The sequence below is a fragment of the Streptomyces sp. V2I9 genome, from assembly GCF_030817475.1.
In the GTDB taxonomy this organism is placed as follows: domain Bacteria; phylum Actinomycetota; class Actinomycetes; order Streptomycetales; family Streptomycetaceae; genus Streptomyces.
Window position 1 is genome coordinate 6,051,091 of record NZ_JAUSZJ010000002.1, and the last position, 16,052, is coordinate 6,067,142.

Here is a 16,052-nt window from a genome sequence, read left to right on the forward strand (position 1 = left end):
ATGGATGTACTGACAGACAACTTCTCCCTCTACGGCAAGGGCTTCCTCGGCACCGTCGAACTGACCGTGTACGCCTCGCTGCTGGCGCTCGTCCTCGGCTTCCTGATGGCGTCCTTCCGGGTCGCGCCCGTCGGCGCCCTCCGGGTGCTGGGCACGGTCTGGGTCACCGTGCTCCGCAACACCCCGCTGACCCTGCTGTTCTTCGCGGTCCTGCTCGGACTGCCCCGCTTCGGGCTCGTCCTGCCGTTCCAGCTCTTCGCCGTCATCGCGCTCGGCTGCTACACCTCGGCCTTCATCTGCGAGGTGCTGCGCTCCGGCATCAACACCGTGCCCACCGGCCAGGGCGAGGCCGCCCGCAGCCTCGGGATGAACTTCGGCCAGACGCTGGCCACCGTGGTGCTGCCGCAGGCGTTCCGGTCGGTGATCCCGCCGGTCGGCTCCACCTTGATCGCGCTGGCGAAGAACTCCGCGATCGCCGGCGCGTTCAGCGTCACCGAACTCCTCGGCACCTACAAGACGCTCAACGAGCTGGGTTACAGCGTCATCTGGTCCTTCGTCTGGATCGCCGTCGGCTACCTCATCATCACCCTGACCATCAGCGCGCTGTTCACCGTGATGGAGAAGCGCTGGGGAGTGGCACGATGACCAAGACCCGCAACCGCAGGCCGGCCGCGCCCGAGGCGAGCGCGCTCTACGACATCCCCGGACCGGAGGCCCGCAGACGCCACCGGCTGTACGGGATCGCCGCGACGGTCCTGATCGCCGCGCTCTTCGGCTGGATCGTCCACCTCCTCTTCGACACCGACCAGTTCACCGCGCAGAAGTGGACGCCCTTCGAGTACAAGGGCATTCAGGAACTGCTGCTGCGCGGACTCGGCAACACCCTCAAGGCGTTCGCGTACGCGGCGGTCCTCTCGCTCGCGCTCGGCGCGGTCCTCGCGGTCGGCCGGCTCTCCGAACACCGGGTGCTGCGGTGGATCTCCACGCTGCTGGTCGAGTTCTTCCGGGCCATGCCCGTGCTGGTGATGATCTTCTTCATCTTCGTGGCACTGAAGGTCCAGCCACTGCCCGCCCTGGTCGCCGGGCTCACGCTCTACAACGGATCCGTCCTCGCGGAGGTGTTCCGCACCGGGATCAACTCCGTGGACCGCGGCCAGGGCGAGGCGGCGTACGCGCTCGGCATGCGCAAGACGCAGGTCACCACGTTCGTCCTGGCGCCCCAGGCGGTCCGCGCGATGCTGCCGACCATCATCAGCCAGTTGGTGGTCGCGCTCAAGGACACCTCGCTCGGCTATCTGATCACCTATGAGGAATTTCTTCACGCGGGGAAGCTCATCGCGTCCAATCTCGACTACGATCTTCCCTTCATCCCCGTCGTGATGGTGATCTCTCCGATCTACATCGGGTTGTGCATGCTGCTTTCCTGGTTCGCCACCTGGGTGGCCAAGCGGGAGCGGCGCAACGTGAAGACCGGAGCGGCCGGGGTGGACCCGGCCGAACCAGGAACGCTGCTGCCGGGAGGGCAGTAGCCGGGCAGTGCCCGCCCGGCAGCAGTCGGTGATCACTTCTCGCGCAGCGGGACCGAGAGATGACTCGGGTCCGTGCCGGGCGAGGAGAAGGTCAGCTGCGCGCCGGTCGGGTTGTGCTCGATGTACAGCGGATCGACGGTGTCGATCACCAGGGCGAGCCGGTGACCGGCCGGGACGTCGTAGGCCGTGGAGTACAGCTCCAGGTCGACGGGGAACGGCCGGCCCGGCGTCTGCCCGTGGAACGTGTACGGAGCGTTGCTCACCAGCTTGCCGACGCCGAGCGGCCCCACGTCGTAGAGGTACGCGACGAAGGTGCCGCTCGGCTTCGTGCCGGTGACCGTGGTGTGCAGCCGGGACGTCCCCCGGACGCGCTGCTCGGTGGCGTACCGCTCCGACTGCCACACGCTTGCGAACGTACGCGGCAGCAGCGGCACGGAGACCGTCGGCGGGAGCTTGAGGAACTGGTCGAGGGCGTTGGACAGCAGCGTGATACCGCCGTTCGCGCCCGAATCGACGTTCGCCCACACCTTCTGGGAGCCGTCCAGCGGGATGCGGTTCTGCGCCGCGCCGACCGATTTCCAGTCCGGGTAGCCCTCGTAGCCCCGGCCCGTACGGGACATGAGCTGGACGGGCTGTTCGGTGTCGATGCCGTTGCGTTCGTCCTTGAGGTAGCGGTCGAACCAGCGGCGGGTGCTCGTCCAGGTGTCGTTGGGCAGCCCGAACAGGCCGGTCAGTTCGGCGGTGGCGTGGTCGCCGGGGCGGAACTCCAGCCGCTTGGGCCCGGTGAGCTTGTCGTAGAACGAGGCGTACTGGTTGGGCGGGAAGATCGTGTCGCCCCAGGCGTTCCCCATCATGACGGCCGCGCCGTTCGCGTTGATCGCGTCCAGATACGTCGCGGGGGAGCGCTTCTTCCCCCAGGCGATCATCTCCGGTTCCTTGTCCAGACGGGACCCGAGGAAGTCCTGGAGCGTCCGCGTGAGTTCGTCGCTCGGCCGGCCGGTGACCAGGCCCGCGCCGCCGAGCAGGGCGGCGGCCTGGAGGTGCTGGGTGCGACCGCTGTAGATCGAGTCGATCAGATCGGCCCAGCCGCTGAGGGCGGCGACCGCTTTGATGCGCGGGTCGTGCCCGGCGGCCAGCAGGCTGATGCCCGCGCCGTAGGAGACGCCGCCCATGCCGACGCGGTCGGGATCGGCGGAGGTGTGCTCCAGCGCCCAGTCGATGACGGCGGAGGCGTCCGCGACGTCGGGCGGTCCGGCGACCTCGATCTCCCCGCCGGAGAGCCAGAAGCCGCGTGAGGTGTAACTGACCACGACGTAACCGGAGTCGGCGAGCTCCTGGGCCTGTGCCAGATACTCGACCTGCGGCATCGCCCAGCTCGTCGGGAAGACGATGAGGGGGTGCTTCGACCCGGCGGCGGCTCCCGCGGGGGTGAAGACGTTGCCCTTGAGCGTGATGCCGCCCGATCCGGGGATGTCGTGGAAGGTCAGGCCGCCGGCCGCGGTGCTCGCGGGAGCGGCGGCAGGGGCGGCCGTCGCGGCCGGGGCGGCGCCGAGCGCGGCCCCGACGAGCAGGACGGCGGCGGTGGTGATCGAAGCGGTGGTGCGCAGTGCCGGTTTCGGACGTACCACGGGTCACTCCTCATGCGTGTCAGTGCAAAGTGACCCGACGGTAACCTTGGTTGTTTACCGCTGGTAACTACCGGGCGGGTTGCGTGAAGGTAACGATGGCCGGATGCGGCGCGGGGGAGGGGGCGGAACGGCCGTCACCGGCCTTTCGGCCCGGCCGTTCGGTATCGGCGAGATCGGCGAGATCGGCGAGATCGGCGAGATCGGCGAGATCGGCGAGATCGGCGAGATCGGCGAGACCGGCGGGACCGGCGAGACCGGCGAGACCGGCGCGACGGTGGCGGCCGGGCGGGCGCGACCGCGTCGGCGGTGGTGCCGCCCGTCAGCCGCCTGCCCGGTGAGAGGCCGGGGTGCGCGGTACGGGGGCCTGGGCCTCGCGGGTCACGTCGCCGACCAGCTCGACCACATCGGGGCCGTACGCACCGGAGTTGACGACCCGCAGCAGCAGGCAGAACGACTGGGTGCCGTACCTGCGGCGCAACTGCTCGTGGTTGCGGGCGGCATAGCGGGTGGCCGCCTGGTTGGTGATGGCCCGCTGGCCGCAGAACAGGAAGACCGGACGCGCGTCCTGACTGCCCGTCAGGCGGGCCAGCAGGACGTACTCGGAGGTCCCCGGCTCCATCCGGTAGCGCTCCGAACCGATCTGGAACGCCACCCGGTCCGGGCCCGGTTCCTGTTCGACGTTGATGTGCACACCGGGCAGCAGGGTCCGCAGATGCGCGGCCATCCTCAGATTGGACGTCGGGCCGCCGACGCAGAACTCCGTACGCTCACCGAACCCTTGCTGCGCCGCGTCATGGGTGACGATCTGCGCATGAGCCCCGCAGTCCTTGACGAGCGCGGAGAGTTCGAGCAGGGCGAAGGCGTCGTGGCGGGGTGCACGGAGCCCTCGGCGCCGGCGTAGCGGTTGACGACGAGCAGGCATGCGGAATGGGTCGGCAGCCCGAAGAACGTCTGTTTGCGGCGGAGTCCGCGCCGCCAGAGATAGGTGCGGGCGAACCATCCCAGTGAGGCGCTGATCCCGGTGGCCATCACGCCCAGCACGATGTTGCGCACGTCATCCGTCATGGGCGCGCATGGTATCGGTCATTCGGGTAACCGTTCGAGGCGGTCCTGACGATCCGTTCCCTCCGGGGCTACCCTGCGGCGGGAGATCCGTTGACTGGAGGTACGTATGCGCCGTTCCGTCGGCCGGAACACGTCGCTGTTGGCCGTCCTCGCCGTGGTGGCCTCGGTGGGAGCCGCCGCCCCGGCGGCCCCGGAACCGCTCACCACCGCGCGGCCCGCGCCGCCCAAGTCCCCGGTGGCGGTGGGCCATGGGGGAGCGGTGGCGAGCGTCGACCCGGACGCGTCGGCCGCCGGGATCGAAGTGCTGCGCAAGGGCGGCAACGCGGTGGACGCCGCCGTGGCCACGGCGGCCGCGCTCGGGGTGACGGAGCCGTACTCGGCAGGGATCGGCGGCGGTGGCTACTTCGTCCACTACGACGCGAAGACCCGTACCGTACGGACCATCGACGGCCGCGAGACCGCGCCGCGCAGCGCGGACGCCTCGCTGTTCCTGGAGAACGGCAAGCCGATCCCGTTCGCCGAGGGGATGACCAGCGGTCTCGGCGTCGGCACGCCCGGCACCCCGGCCACCTGGGAGCGCGCGCTGGACGCGTGGGGCACCAAGTCCCTGCGTACGCTGCTGAAACCGGCCGAACGCCTCGCGCGGGACGGCTTCGTCGTGGACGACACCTTCCGCTCGCAGACGGCCGCCAACCAGGCCCGGTTCGCCGACTTCCCCGCATCCGCGGAACTGTTCCTTCCCGGTGGCCGACTCCCGGTGGTCGGCTCGGTGTTCAAGAACCCCGACCTGGCCCGTACGTACGGGGAGCTCGGCCGCGAGGGTGTCGGGGAGCTGTACCGGGGCGAGTTGGCCGACGACATCGTGCGCACCGTGCGCAAGCCCCCTGTCGATCCGGACGCCACCCGTGTCGTCCGCCCCGGAGACCTGACCCGCAAGGACCTGGCGTCCTACCGGACCCTGCGCAAGGACCCGACCAGGGTGACGTACCGGGGCCTGGACGTCTACGGCATGGCCCCCTCCTCCTCCGGCGGCACCGGTGTGGGCGAGGCCCTCAACATCCTGGAGTCCACCGACCTCTCCCGCGCCGACCGGGTCCAGTACCTGCACCGGCTCATCGAGGCGAGCCGCATCGCGTTCGCCGACCGGGGCCGCTGGGTCGGCGACCCGGCCTTCGAGGACGTCCCCGCCCGGGGACTGCTGAGCCAGCGGTTCGCGGACGCGCGGGAGTGCCTGATCCGCGACGACAAGGCGCTGACCAGTCCGCTCGCGCCGGGCGACCCACGCAACCCCGAACGGTGCGGCAGCGGCGGAACAGCCGCGCCGACGACGTACGAGGGTGAGAACACCACGCACCTGACGGCGGCCGACAAGTGGGGCAACGTCGTCGCCTACACCCTGACGATCGAGTCCACCGGCGGCAGCGGCATCACCGTGCCCGGCCGCGGCTTCCTGCTCAACAACGAGCTGACCGACTTCTCCTTCGCCCCCGCCCACCCGGCGGTCCACGACCCGAACCTGCCGGGGCCGGGCAAGCGCCCGCGCTCGTCGATGTCCCCGACCATCGTGCTCGACGAAGGCAAGCCGGTGCTGGCCCTCGGCTCGCCCGGCGGTGCCACGATCATCACGACGGTCCTCCAGTCCCTCACCGGGCACCTGGACCGGGGGCTGCCGCTGGTCGACGCGATCGCCGCGCCGCGCGCCAGCCAGCGCAACGCCCCGACGACGGAGATCGAGCCGGACCTGTGGAACAGCCCGGTCCGAGCGGAACTGGAGAAGCTGGGCCACGCCTTCAAGCAGAACCCGGAGATCGGAGCCGCCACCGGAGTGCAGCGCCTGCCCGGCGGACGCTGGCTCGCGGCGGCGGAAAAGGTGCGCCGGGGCGGCGGCTCGGCCATGGTGGTGCGTCCGGGCGGCGGCCACTGAACCGGCCGGACGCAGCAGGGGCGGCGGGGCCCGTACCACGCGACACAGCGCGTGGCACCGGCCCCGCCGTCTTGGGGAACGCGAGACGGGGTCGGTGCGGTCCCGCCGTCCGAGAGCATGCTCGGGCTCGTCCGTTGCTAACGAACCGCACGCCCCACGCGCCGGGATCGTGTCACGGGCGGCGTCGCGGGAGGGTCGCTCACAGCGCGGTGAGGATGCGGGGGCCGTCGTTCGTGATCGCCACCGTGTGCTCGGCGTGCGCGGCCCGGCTGCCGTCGGTCGTCCGCAGCGTCCAGCCGTCCTCGTCGTGGCGGAACTCGTCGAGGCCCCCGGCGAGCAGCATCGGCTCGATCGCCAGAACCATTCCGTGCCGCAGCGTCATGCCGCGTCCCGGCCGCCCCTCGTTCGGCACGGACGGGTCCTCGTGCATGGACCGGCCGATGCCGTGCCCGCCGTAGCCCTCCAGGATGCCGTAGCCCGCGTCGCGGCAGACCGTGCCGATCGCGTGGGCGATGTCGCCGATCCGGTTGCCCACCACGGCCGCGCCGATACCGGCCGCCAGGGCCTCGTCCGCGGTGGCGATGAGCCGGGTGTCCTCGGGGCGGGCCTCGCCCACGGTGAAGCTGATCGCCGAGTCGCCGGCCCAGCCGCCGAGGAGCGCACCCGCGTCCACGCTCACCAGGTCTCCGTCGCGCAGCGGCTCGGCGGAGGGGATGCCGTGCACGACCGCGTCGTTGACCGAGACGCAGATGACGGCCGGGAAGGGAGTGGGCGCGAAGTGCGGCTTGTAGTCCAGGAAGGGGGAGGAGGCCCCGGCGTCGCCCAGTACCTCGCGGGCGGCCTCGTCCAGCCGGCGCGGGGTCACGCCGACCGCCGCCACCTCCCGCGCGCGGTTCAGGATCCGCGCGACGACCCGTCCGGCCTCGCGCATCGCTTCGATCTGTGGGTCCGTCTTGATGTGCACCATGCCCATTACTATACCGGTCGGAGCGGTATAGTAATGACGGTATAGAAATGGCATTCCGTAGTAGGATGGGCGTATGGTCCGCACCCCTCTGACACCCGAAGAGCGTCTGCGCGGCGAACGGCTCGGCGCGCTGCTCCGCGCCGCGCGCGGGGAGCGCAGCATGTCCACCGTCGCCGCGAGCGCCGGCATCTCCGCGGAGACGCTCCGGAAGATCGAGACCGGCCGTGCCCCCACCCCGGCCTTCTTCACCGTGGCCGCCCTCGCCGGCGCGCTGGGCCTCTCCCTGGACGAGATTCTCGGCGGCTGCGCCTCCGTGCGGACCGCTGAGCCGCTGAGCGCTTGAGTGGCGCCGTCATGTGACAGCCGCCGGTGGGCTGTGCCCGCGGCCCGGCGAAGCTCGTGACGGGAGCAACTGGACCCCGCCGCTCCCACCGGGCGCGTGATCTCCGGGTGGGGGTGTCCTCACGGGGAATCGTGACGCCGAAGGGGATGAATTCGCCGGTCGTCCATTCGCCGGTCGGACTCGGCCGATAAAAAGACCGATAAGCAGCCCCAATGGCGATCATGTCTGGTTTCTTCGGTTTGCCAGGGGGAGTGGCGTGAATGCGGATCGGTAACTTCCTGGAGAGTTCTGGGCGTTCGTGCGGAGCGCAGGGGATGGCGTCGGCTCCGAATGGGACACGTTCGCGGAGAGCGCCCGTGTGACCCCTGGCTTCTGGCTTCCCGGTGAAGCTGTACGGAAATGGGCTCCTTCGGGCGGAGGGTCGTGTTTTGCGTGACGGCCGTCCGTGCCTTTCCGCGACACGCTTCGGACGTACGCGGGGGCCCGGGCGTCGGGAGCCGGGAGCTGTGGCCGGGAGATCCGCCCGCACAGCCGGTTCGGTCGGTCCGGTCGCGCGGAAGGGCTCGGCGTTCGGCCGGGGCGCGCGCTGTCCGATGCCGGCGGTCGCAGTCGGCTCGCGGGCGGCCCCCGGACGCTGTCTTCGCCGGTCGGTGACCCGGCCCCGGCAGTCGATCGAGCTGATCCTACGGGCGGCCGAACGGTTCCACGGCGCGCCCTCCCGGCGCCGGTCCGCCGGTCTCGGTCGCCTCCGCTTCGCGGGCTCCAGGCGCGCCGCCGGTGCCGGTTTCACGCCAAGCGCGCCACGGCGTGGCGAACTTGACAGAACGTCATGATCTTCCGGTGATACGATTCCGGCACATGCCGCGTGAGTTTTCTCCTCGGCATGACGACAGCCGGGGGGCTCTTCGGGTGGTGACGGCTGCCCGCGACAGAGGGCCCGCCCAGACCGATTCCGGGAGCTGGACTCCAGTCGCTCAAAGAGAGTTACATGACGAATTTTTGGCAGGATCCGACAGTATGGGCGCTAGCTGCCGGCGTCCCTGTCGCCACCAGCGTTGTCGTCCGCCAGAGAAAAACGATTCGGACACTGCGCCGTCAGAAGCACGGTGTCGAAGAAGACTTGAGCGAACTCCAGGCCAGCCACACCCGTCTCGAATCCTCCATCGAGGAACTGCGGAACGGCTACGCCGAGGTGGTTCGGCAGGCCAAGGAGGAGGCCGAAAGCGCCACCAACACCGTACTGAAATCCGCGATGCAGACGCTCCAGGGCCTCGCGGCGGAGCAGCAGCGGGCCATCTCCGGGCTGCAGAAGAAGTACGGCGACTCACCGGTGCTCCGGGACATGTTGGACGTCGACCACATGAACGCGCAGTTCAACCGGCGCGCGCAGTCGATCGCCGTGCTCTGCGGCGGGTGGCTCGGCCGCCAGCGGGAGGCGGCCTCCGTCTATGACGTGATCCGCGGAGCGCAGGGCCGTATCCGGCACTACCAGCGCGTCGACGTCCTGTCGCAGGTGGACTTCGCGGTGACCAGCCGGGCCGTCGAGCCGGTCGCTCTGACCGTGGCCGAACTGCTCGACAACGCCACCAGCTATTCGGCGCCCGCGTCCACGGTCGAGGTCAACGTGCGGACGGTGCCCAAGGGCATCTGCATCGTGATCGACGACGCGGGTGTCGGAATGAGCGAGGAGGAGAAGACGAACGCCTCGGCCCTGTTGAGCAGCGAAGCCGCGGTGGGCGTCTCCGAACTCGGCAACCCTCCGGCGTTCGGTTTCGCGGTGATCGGCGCGCTGTGCGCGCGCTTCGGGTTCACGGTCAACATCGACAGCACCTCTCCGTACGGGGGCGTCCGCGCCGTGGTGATGGTGCCGAAGGACCTCCTGACCGACCTGCCGGAGCCGAAGCGGCCGGAGGCCACGGGAGAGGCCGCCGCACGGACGCCCGTGCGCGGTGCGGCTCCCACGACGACGACGGACGGGCTGCCCCGGCGACGGAACAAGCGCGGCATGGCGCTCGTGCCGGACAGCCAGACCGACGCGGCGTCCGACCCGTCCGCGCCGACTGTGCCGTCCGGCCGGTCGCCGGAGGCACGGGTCGCGGCGATGGGGGCCTTCCAGCGCGGCACAGTCAGCGGCCGGAGTGCGGGGGTGCCTGCCGCTGAACGCGCGTCCAGTCCAGCTGATTCACACAAAGGAACCGATGCCCCGTGAGCGACGACCTGTCCTGGATGCTTGAGGACGCGCTGGCCATTCCCCATGCCCTCCACGCGGTCCTCATCTCCGCCGACGGCCTGCAGATGTCCCGCACGGCGGACATCGGCCGGGATGACGCCGACAAGGTGGCCGCCGCCGTGAGCGGTCTGCAGTCGCTCAGCCGGTCCGTCGGGTTCTTCTGCGGTGACGACCGCGCCTCCTGGCGCCAGACGCTCATCGAGTTCGACGGCGGCTGGGTCTTCCTCAACGCGGCGGGCGGCGGTTCCTACCTCGCCGTCGCGGCGTCCGCCGAGGTCGACATGGGAGACATCACGTACCGCATGCAGCAGCTCGTCAGCCGGCTGGGCAAGGCGATGTCCTCCGGTCTCCGCACCGACCCGGTCAGCTCATGACGGATCCCGGACGTACCGAGCCCGAGATCGAGACCGAGGCCGCCGCCTTAGTCCGTCCCTACGTCATCACCCGTGGGCGCGACCTGCCCGACGAGGACAAGCTCTCCCTCATCACCCTCGTCACGACGGCCACGGATGAGCGGCAGCGCCCCCAGCGGCTCTCTCCCGAGGAGCGGCAGGTCCTGGAGATGTGCGCCAGCGGCTACCTGTCGGTCGCCGAGATCGCCGCGCACTCCCAGCTGCCCCTCGGCGTCGTCAAGGTCCTGCTCAGCTCTCTCACCGAGGGGGGCTATCTCCTCACCCGCGCGCCCGTGCCCGCGGCCCGTCTCGCCAACAGAACTCTTCTTCAGGAGGTGCTCGATGGTCTCAAGGCCCTCCCTGTCTGAGGACGCATACGTACGCAGCGGTGCACAGCAGACCGCGGTGAAGATCCTGGTCGTCGGTCACTTCGCCGTCGGCAAGACCACCCTGATCGGCTCGCTCTCCGAAATCGCGCCGCTGTCCACCGAGGAGCAGATGACGAGCCTCTCGGAGGACGTGGACGACCTCAAGGGGGTACAGGGGAAGACCACGACCACCGTCGCCCTGGACTTCGGCCGCCTGACCCTCAGCGAACGCATCGTGCTGTACCTCTTCGGATCGCCCGGACAGCAGCGGTTCGTCGAACTGTGGGACGACATGGCCCGCGGAGCGCTCGGAGCCCTGGTCCTGGTGGACCCCGAGCGACTGGCGGACAGCTTCGAGGTCATCGACCTGGTCGAGAGCTACGGACTCGATTTCGCCGTGGCCATCAACAGGTTCGACGGAGGCGTGGAGCACACCCCCGCGGCGGTCAGGGAGGCGCTCGACCTGCTGCCCGACACCCCGGTCGTCACCATCGACGCGCGCGACAAGAAGTCGTCCGTCAACGCATTGATCACCATGGTCCGCTACCTGCAAGAGCGCGCCGCTCTGGAGCACGCATGACAACGCCCCCCACCCCACCGCCCGGCTGCCCCGCACACGGCAGCGGTCGGCGCATACCCCTGGACACCCCGGAGTTCGCCGCCGACCCGCACGCGTACTACCGCTACATGCGCCAGTTCGGCCCGACGACGCCCGTCACCATCGCGCCCGGAGTGGACGCGACCCTGGTGACGGACTACAGCGCCGCTCTCGACCTGCTGCAGAACCCGTCGGTCTTCCGCAAGGACTCCCGCCGGTGGCGTGCGTTGAGCGAAGGAATGATCAGCCCGGACAGTCCGGTCCTGCCGTTGCTGGCCTACCGGCCCAATTGCATGTTCACCGACGGTGCCGAGCATCTGCGGCTGCGTCAGGCGATCACCGAGTCCTTCGCCCGCGTCAGCAACAGCCGCCTGAGCCGGATCGTCAACCAAGCCGCCCGGTTCCTCATCAACCAGTTCAGCGCCCGCGGCTCGGCCGACCTGCTCAGGGACTACTCCCAGCAGCTCCCCCTGTACGTCTTCAACGAGCTCTTCGGCTGTCCGGCGGAGATCGGTGACCGGGTGCTCTTCGGCATCGCCGGCATGTTCGACGGGATCAACGCCGAACAGGCGAGCCAGGTCCTGCTCCAGGCGGTCGGCGAACTGGTGGCGTTGAAGCGGGCCCGGCCGGGCGAGGACATCACGTCCTATCTGATGCAGCATCCGGCGCAGCTGACCGACGAGGAGCTGGCGCACACCCTGGTGCTGCTGCTCGGCGCGGGCGGCGAGCCGGAGGGCAACCTGATCTGCAACGGCTTCTACACGATGCTGACCAATGAGGAGTACGCGCGCAACGGGCAGTTCGACAAGGCCCTCGACGACACCCTGTGGCGCAACGCGCCGATGTTCAACTACGCGCCGCACTACCCGGTCGTGGACGCGGACGTGGCCGGCGACCCGGTGCGCGCCGGTGACCTGGTCCTGGTTTCCTTCGGCGCCGCCAACGCGGCACTGGCCGACCAGGGGGCGGACACCCGCGGGCACCTCGCCTGGAGCGCCGGACCGCACGCCTGCCCGTCGAAGGAGCCGGCCCGGCTCATCGCCCTGACCGGTATGGAGGCTCTGTTCAACGCGCTGCCCGATGTCGAACTCGCGGTCCCCGCGGACAGCCTCGTCTGGCGGCCCGGCCCGTTCAACCGGGCCCTGGCCTCCCTGCCCGTCCGCTTCGCGGCGGTCACCCCGCGTCCAGCGGCCCAGCCGCAGCCGACGCCCGCCGCACGGAACGACCAGGCGCACCTGCCCGGCGCGCCCCGGCCCGCCGCCTCGCCGTCCACCGACGGCAAGCCGGGGCGCTGGAGCGGCTTCATGCGGTGGCTGACGGGCCAGTAGCAGCCGGACGCGGGTGATGCGGACAGGGGGCGTGGCCGCATGAAAGATCAACAGCTCGGGTAGGACAGCGCGGAGTTGCTGGAGTTGCACGAGATGAAGGAGAGGCAGTGGACCTCGGAACCTCCGCGTTCTGTTCCGCAGACGGACGCCCGGCCCCACGGCGCACCACACGCGGGCGAAGAGGGCCGGGCGGGGGCGGCGGCGACCCCGGCAACCCCCAGGGCCGGATACCCGCTTCCCCCGGCGGGCCGGTCCTGGTCATCTCTCGCGCCGAGGGGTCCGGGCCCCGTACCGCCGCGCCCCGCGAACGCTCTCGGCGCCGCGAACCGCGAGGGACGCGATGACCACCTTGCAGGAACCCGGCATATCGAGCGTCGAACACGCTGGAGCGACGCTCGGCGACCACGTGCGGGGCCAACTGCTGCGGCTCGGAGCCACGGTGGGGCTGAGCGAGACGGACACCGCGCTGTACGGACAGGTCCTGCTCGACTCGCTCGCGGGCGTCGCCCGACGGCCCCTGTCCCTGCCTCCGGCGTCGCCCAGCTTCCTGTCGGACGACCACACCCCCGTCGAGTTCTCCCTCGCCTGCACGTCGGACGGGGCTCCGGGGCTGCGTGTGCTCGTGGAGCCCGGTTGGGCCCACGGCGCCATGGACGACAGTGCTCGCGCCGGACTCACGGCGCTCCGCGCGATGGCCGCGCGGTGGAATTTCCCGACCGACCCGCTCGACGCCCTTCAGGACCTGTTCTTCCCTGCCGCGGCCGAGGGACCGCTGGCCCTGTGGTACGCGCTCGATCTCCGGGCGGGGAGGGCTCCCGGCGTCAAGGTCTATGTGAACCCCTCCGCCGCCGGACCCGAGCACGCCGCACGCACCGTCGAAGAGGCACTGCGCCGGCTCGGCTACGGCAACGCCTTCGCCGAGCTTCCCTCAGGGGCGGGGTACCCGTTCCTCGCGCTGGACCTGGGCGCCTGGAAGTCGCCCCGTACCAAGGTGTACGTGAGGCACCCCCGCATGTCGGCCCACGAGGCCGCCGCGCTGAGCCGTCCCTCCGGAGCCTCGGCCGCCGACATCCGGTACTTCTTCCAGGTGGCCGGGGGCGCCCCCCTGCCGACCGCGCAGGGTGCGGACGGCACGCCGAGGCTGCTGCGGCGGCCCGCGCTCACCTGCCACTCCTTCACCGAAGGAGCGAGCGAACCGAGCGGCTTCACGCTCCACATCCCGGTACGCGACTACGTCCGCGACGACGGGGAGGCGCTCGCACGGGCCACCGCCCTGATGAATCGTTTCGGCATGGACCCGGCGGTCCTGAGGCGGAGCCTGCACGCCCTCACGCGGCGACAGCTCGCCGACGGCGTGGGACTGATCGCCTATCTCGCGCTCGTGTACGAGCGCGGCCGACAGCCCCGGATCACCGCCTACCTGTCCTCCGAGGCCTACGCCGTCCGGCCCCCGCAGGAGCAGTTCGCCCGGCCCGGCCCGGTACCCGCACCCGCATCACCGTACGACGCATGGAACGCCGGGTACCGGGCCGCAGGCCAGGTCAGCCCGTACACCGCACAGAAGGAAGACACGTGGAGCCGTACCGCATCAAAGTCGTAGAACCGATCGCCTTCACCACGCGGGCGGAACGCGAGGCCGCGCTGGAGCGGGTCGCCTACAACCCCTTCGACCTGCGCGCCGACGAAGTCACCATCGACCTGCTGAGCGACTCCGGGACCGGCGCCATCTCCGCCGACCAGCTCGCCGCGGGGATGCGGGGCGACGAGTCCTACGCCGGCAGCCGCAGCTACTACCGCTGGCACGAGGTCGTCTCCGCGCTCACCGGCTACCCCCACATCCTGCCCGCACACCAGGGCCGCGCCGCCGAGCGCATCCTGTTCTCCGCGCTTCTCAGGCCGGGCACGAGCGTGCTGTCCAACACGCACTTCGACACCACTCGCGCCAACGTCGAACTGACCGGCTGCCACGCCTACGACCTGCCCTGCGCCGAGGCGAAGGACCTCGACAGCGACTATCCGTTCAAGGGCAACATCGACCTGGTCGCCCTCGAACACGCGCTGGAGAACGCGGACCGCACGCCGGTGGCGGCCGTCGTGATGACCATCACCAACAACGGTGGCGGCGGCCAGCCGGTCTCGATGGAGAACCTGCGCCGGACCGCCGAACTGTGCCGCCGTCACGGCGTCCCCATGATCCTGGACGCGGCCCGGTTCGCGGAGAACGCCTGGCTGGTGACCCAGCGGGAACCCGGCTACGCCGACCACACCCCGCGCCAGGTCGCCGAGGAGGCGTTCCGGCTCGCGGACGGCTGCGTCGTGAGCGCGAAGAAGGACGGCATCGTCCACATCGGCGGCTTCATCGGCCTGAAGGACCCGGAGCTCGCCGAGCGGTGCGGCGGCCTCCTCATCGCCACCGAGGGGTTCACCACCTACGGCGGCCTGGCGGGCCGCGACCTCGAGATGATGGCCCGCGGGCTCCTGGAGGTCACCGAACCGTCCTACCTCGCCGAGCGCGCCGACATCGCCGCCTACCTCGCCGCACGCATCCGCGAGGCCGGGGTCGACATCGTGGAGCCCTCGGGCCTGCACGCCCTCTACGTCAACGCGGGGCGTCTGCTGCCCCACATCCCTCCGCACCAGTACCCCGGCACCGCGCTGGTCTGCGAACTCTATCTCCGCGGAGGCATCCGCTCGGCGGAGCTGGGCTCGCTGTACCTCGGCGAGGAGGACGAGCAGGGCAACCCCGTCAGGACGGCGCCGTACGAACTCGTGCGGCTGGCGCTGCCCCGGCGGGTCTACACCCGGAGCCACTACGACCACGTCGCCGCCACCCTGGCGGACATAGCCAAGGACCCCGGGTCGGTGAGCGGCTACCGCGTCACCGGCCAGTCGCCGATCCTCCGTCACTTCAGCATCAAGCTGGAGCCGGTGCGGTCCGGCGGCTGATCCGCCCGCGGCCCCGGACCACGCCGGTACGGGGCCCGGCGGCGTCATCGCCACCGGCCCGGCGGCAGGGGGCCGGGGCGGGCCGGTTCGTACGGCGAAGGCGCAGTCCCCCGCGGAGGCGTGTGCGGCCAGGCCGGCTGCTGCCCCGCCGCGCGGCAGCTCCACGGCCTCCCGGACCGGGACGCCGCGGAGGCGCGCCCGCAGGGGGGCATCCTCACGCCACCGTCCTTGTCCCACCGCTCCTGCGGCCCGCCCGCGCCCCCGCCGCTCCCGACCGTGCCGGGGGCGCGTAGGGTCGCGCCGTGACCCTCCAGGACTTCGCGCGCAGCGAATACGTCAGCCTCACCACGTACCGGAAGAACGGCACCCCGGTCGCCACTCCCGTCTGGGCCGCTGCCGACGACGGCGTGCTGTACGTCTGGACCCGCTCCGACTCGTGGAAGGTCAAGCGGCTGCGCCGCAACGGCAAGGTCACCGTCACCGTCTGCGACGTACGCGGCAGGATCGCCGAAGGGGCTCCCAGCGCGGAGGGCACGGCGAAACTCCTCGACGCGGACGGCACCCGCGCGGTGCGCAAGCTGCTGGCCCGCAAGTACACCTGGAAGTTCTGGCTCGTCGACCTGCCCGCCACGATCGTCCGGCTCGGCAAGCGCCCGCACACCGGGATCGCCATCACCTTCTGAGCCGGGCGCGGGACGCCGCCTCCGGACCGGACGAGCGGCGCCGGACAGAAC

General features: G+C 70.8%; 14 protein-coding genes and 1 pseudogene. 12 read left to right on the forward strand and 3 right to left on the reverse strand.

Features of this window, described 5'->3' with window-relative positions; translation table 11 throughout:
• Together QFZ71_RS26385 and QFZ71_RS26390 are read left to right on the forward strand one after the other, a co-directional pair.
• A complete protein-coding gene (locus tag QFZ71_RS26385; RefSeq protein ID WP_307670643.1) occupies positions 1-645 on the forward strand; it encodes an amino acid ABC transporter permease in 645 nt (214 codons plus the stop codon).
• Positions 642-1,529, forward strand: coding sequence for an amino acid ABC transporter permease (locus QFZ71_RS26390; RefSeq protein ID WP_307670644.1), 888 nt, complete (start codon positions 642-644; stop codon positions 1,527-1,529). The genes QFZ71_RS26385 and QFZ71_RS26390 overlap by 4 nt, the downstream gene beginning before the upstream one ends.
• A 32-nt stretch (positions 1,530-1,561) precedes the next feature.
• Here QFZ71_RS26390 and QFZ71_RS26395 read toward each other — a convergent pair whose 3' ends face one another.
• Together QFZ71_RS26395 and QFZ71_RS26400 are read right to left on the reverse strand one after the other, a co-directional pair.
• A complete protein-coding gene (locus tag QFZ71_RS26395; RefSeq protein WP_307670645.1) occupies positions 1,562-3,157 on the reverse strand; it encodes a CocE/NonD family hydrolase in 1,596 nt (531 codons plus the stop codon).
• Between the two features lie 319 nt (positions 3,158-3,476).
• Positions 3,477-4,222, reverse strand: a pseudogene (locus QFZ71_RS26400) (hypothetical protein).
• A 106-nt stretch (positions 4,223-4,328) separates the two neighbouring features.
• On the opposite strand from QFZ71_RS26400, the gene ggt reads away from it, so the two are divergent.
• A complete protein-coding gene (gene ggt / locus QFZ71_RS26405; protein ID WP_307670646.1) occupies positions 4,329-6,146 on the forward strand; it encodes a gamma-glutamyltransferase in 1,818 nt (605 codons plus the stop codon).
• Positions 6,147-6,345: 199 nt separating this feature from the next.
• Here ggt and map read toward each other — a convergent pair whose 3' ends face one another.
• A complete protein-coding gene (gene map, locus QFZ71_RS26410; RefSeq protein ID WP_307670647.1) occupies positions 6,346-7,113 on the reverse strand; it encodes a type I methionyl aminopeptidase in 768 nt (255 codons plus the stop codon).
• Between the two features lie 73 nt (positions 7,114-7,186).
• On the opposite strand from map, the gene QFZ71_RS26415 reads away from it, so the two are divergent.
• The 9 genes from QFZ71_RS26415 to QFZ71_RS26455 all read left to right on the forward strand — a co-directional run bounded on the left by QFZ71_RS26415 (position 7,187) and on the right by QFZ71_RS26455 (position 16,001).
• The gene (locus tag QFZ71_RS26415; RefSeq protein WP_307670648.1) at positions 7,187-7,456 is read left to right on the forward strand and encodes a helix-turn-helix domain-containing protein; all 270 of its coding nucleotides are present in this window, start codon (positions 7,187-7,189) and stop codon (positions 7,454-7,456) included.
• 988 nt (positions 7,457-8,444) lie between these two features.
• Positions 8,445-9,665 (forward strand): ATP-binding protein, encoded by a 1,221-nt coding sequence (locus QFZ71_RS26420; RefSeq protein WP_307670649.1) that lies wholly within the window; start codon positions 8,445-8,447, stop codon positions 9,663-9,665.
• Positions 9,662-10,060: a roadblock/LC7 domain-containing protein gene (locus tag QFZ71_RS26425; protein WP_307670650.1), complete on the forward strand. Its 399-nt coding sequence runs from the start codon at positions 9,662-9,664 to the stop codon at positions 10,058-10,060. Before QFZ71_RS26420 ends, QFZ71_RS26425 begins: the two co-directional genes overlap by 4 nt.
• Positions 10,057-10,446: a DUF742 domain-containing protein gene (locus QFZ71_RS26430; RefSeq protein ID WP_307670651.1), complete on the forward strand. Its 390-nt coding sequence runs from the start codon at positions 10,057-10,059 to the stop codon at positions 10,444-10,446. The genes QFZ71_RS26425 and QFZ71_RS26430 overlap by 4 nt, the downstream gene beginning before the upstream one ends.
• A complete protein-coding gene (locus QFZ71_RS26435; protein ID WP_307670652.1) occupies positions 10,421-11,026 on the forward strand; it encodes an ATP/GTP-binding protein in 606 nt (201 codons plus the stop codon). Before QFZ71_RS26430 ends, QFZ71_RS26435 begins: the two co-directional genes overlap by 26 nt.
• Positions 11,023-12,372 (forward strand): cytochrome P450, encoded by a 1,350-nt coding sequence (locus QFZ71_RS26440; RefSeq protein ID WP_307670653.1) that lies wholly within the window; start codon positions 11,023-11,025, stop codon positions 12,370-12,372. The genes QFZ71_RS26435 and QFZ71_RS26440 overlap by 4 nt, the downstream gene beginning before the upstream one ends.
• Positions 12,373-12,712: 340 nt before the next feature.
• Positions 12,713-13,972 (forward strand): tryptophan dimethylallyltransferase family protein, encoded by a 1,260-nt coding sequence (locus QFZ71_RS26445; protein ID WP_307670654.1) that lies wholly within the window; start codon positions 12,713-12,715, stop codon positions 13,970-13,972.
• A complete protein-coding gene (locus QFZ71_RS26450) occupies positions 13,945-15,318 on the forward strand; it encodes a tryptophanase (protein ID WP_307670655.1) in 1,374 nt (457 codons plus the stop codon). The genes QFZ71_RS26445 and QFZ71_RS26450 overlap by 28 nt, the downstream gene beginning before the upstream one ends.
• A gap of 302 nt (positions 15,319-15,620) precedes the next feature.
• Positions 15,621-16,001 (forward strand): PPOX class F420-dependent oxidoreductase, encoded by a 381-nt coding sequence (locus QFZ71_RS26455; RefSeq protein WP_307670656.1) that lies wholly within the window; start codon positions 15,621-15,623, stop codon positions 15,999-16,001.
• Positions 16,002-16,052 lie beyond the last annotated feature (51 nt).

What these genes read in the sequence shown, in the direction of transcription:
- QFZ71_RS26385 (WP_307670643.1), top strand. Translation starts at nt 1, where the DNA reads ATGGATGTACTGACAGACAACTTCTCCCTCTACGGCAAGGGCTTCCTC.
- QFZ71_RS26430 (WP_307670651.1), top strand. Translation starts at nt 10,057, where the DNA reads ATGACGGATCCCGGACGTACCGAGCCCGAGATCGAGACCGAGGCCGCC.
- QFZ71_RS26390 (WP_307670644.1), top strand. Translation starts at nt 642, where the DNA reads ATGACCAAGACCCGCAACCGCAGGCCGGCCGCGCCCGAGGCGAGCGCG.
- QFZ71_RS26445 (WP_307670654.1), top strand. Translation starts at nt 12,713, where the DNA reads ATGACCACCTTGCAGGAACCCGGCATATCGAGCGTCGAACACGCTGGA.
- QFZ71_RS26420 (WP_307670649.1), top strand. Translation starts at nt 8,445, where the DNA reads ATGACGAATTTTTGGCAGGATCCGACAGTATGGGCGCTAGCTGCCGGC.
- QFZ71_RS26440 (WP_307670653.1), top strand. Translation starts at nt 11,023, where the DNA reads ATGACAACGCCCCCCACCCCACCGCCCGGCTGCCCCGCACACGGCAGC.
- QFZ71_RS26435 (WP_307670652.1), top strand. Translation starts at nt 10,421, where the DNA reads ATGGTCTCAAGGCCCTCCCTGTCTGAGGACGCATACGTACGCAGCGGT.
- QFZ71_RS26415 (WP_307670648.1), top strand. Translation starts at nt 7,187, where the DNA reads ATGGTCCGCACCCCTCTGACACCCGAAGAGCGTCTGCGCGGCGAACGG.
- ggt (WP_307670646.1), top strand. Translation starts at nt 4,329, where the DNA reads ATGCGCCGTTCCGTCGGCCGGAACACGTCGCTGTTGGCCGTCCTCGCC.
- map (WP_307670647.1), bottom strand. Translation starts at nt 7,113, where the DNA reads ATGGTGCACATCAAGACGGACCCACAGATCGAAGCGATGCGCGAGGCC.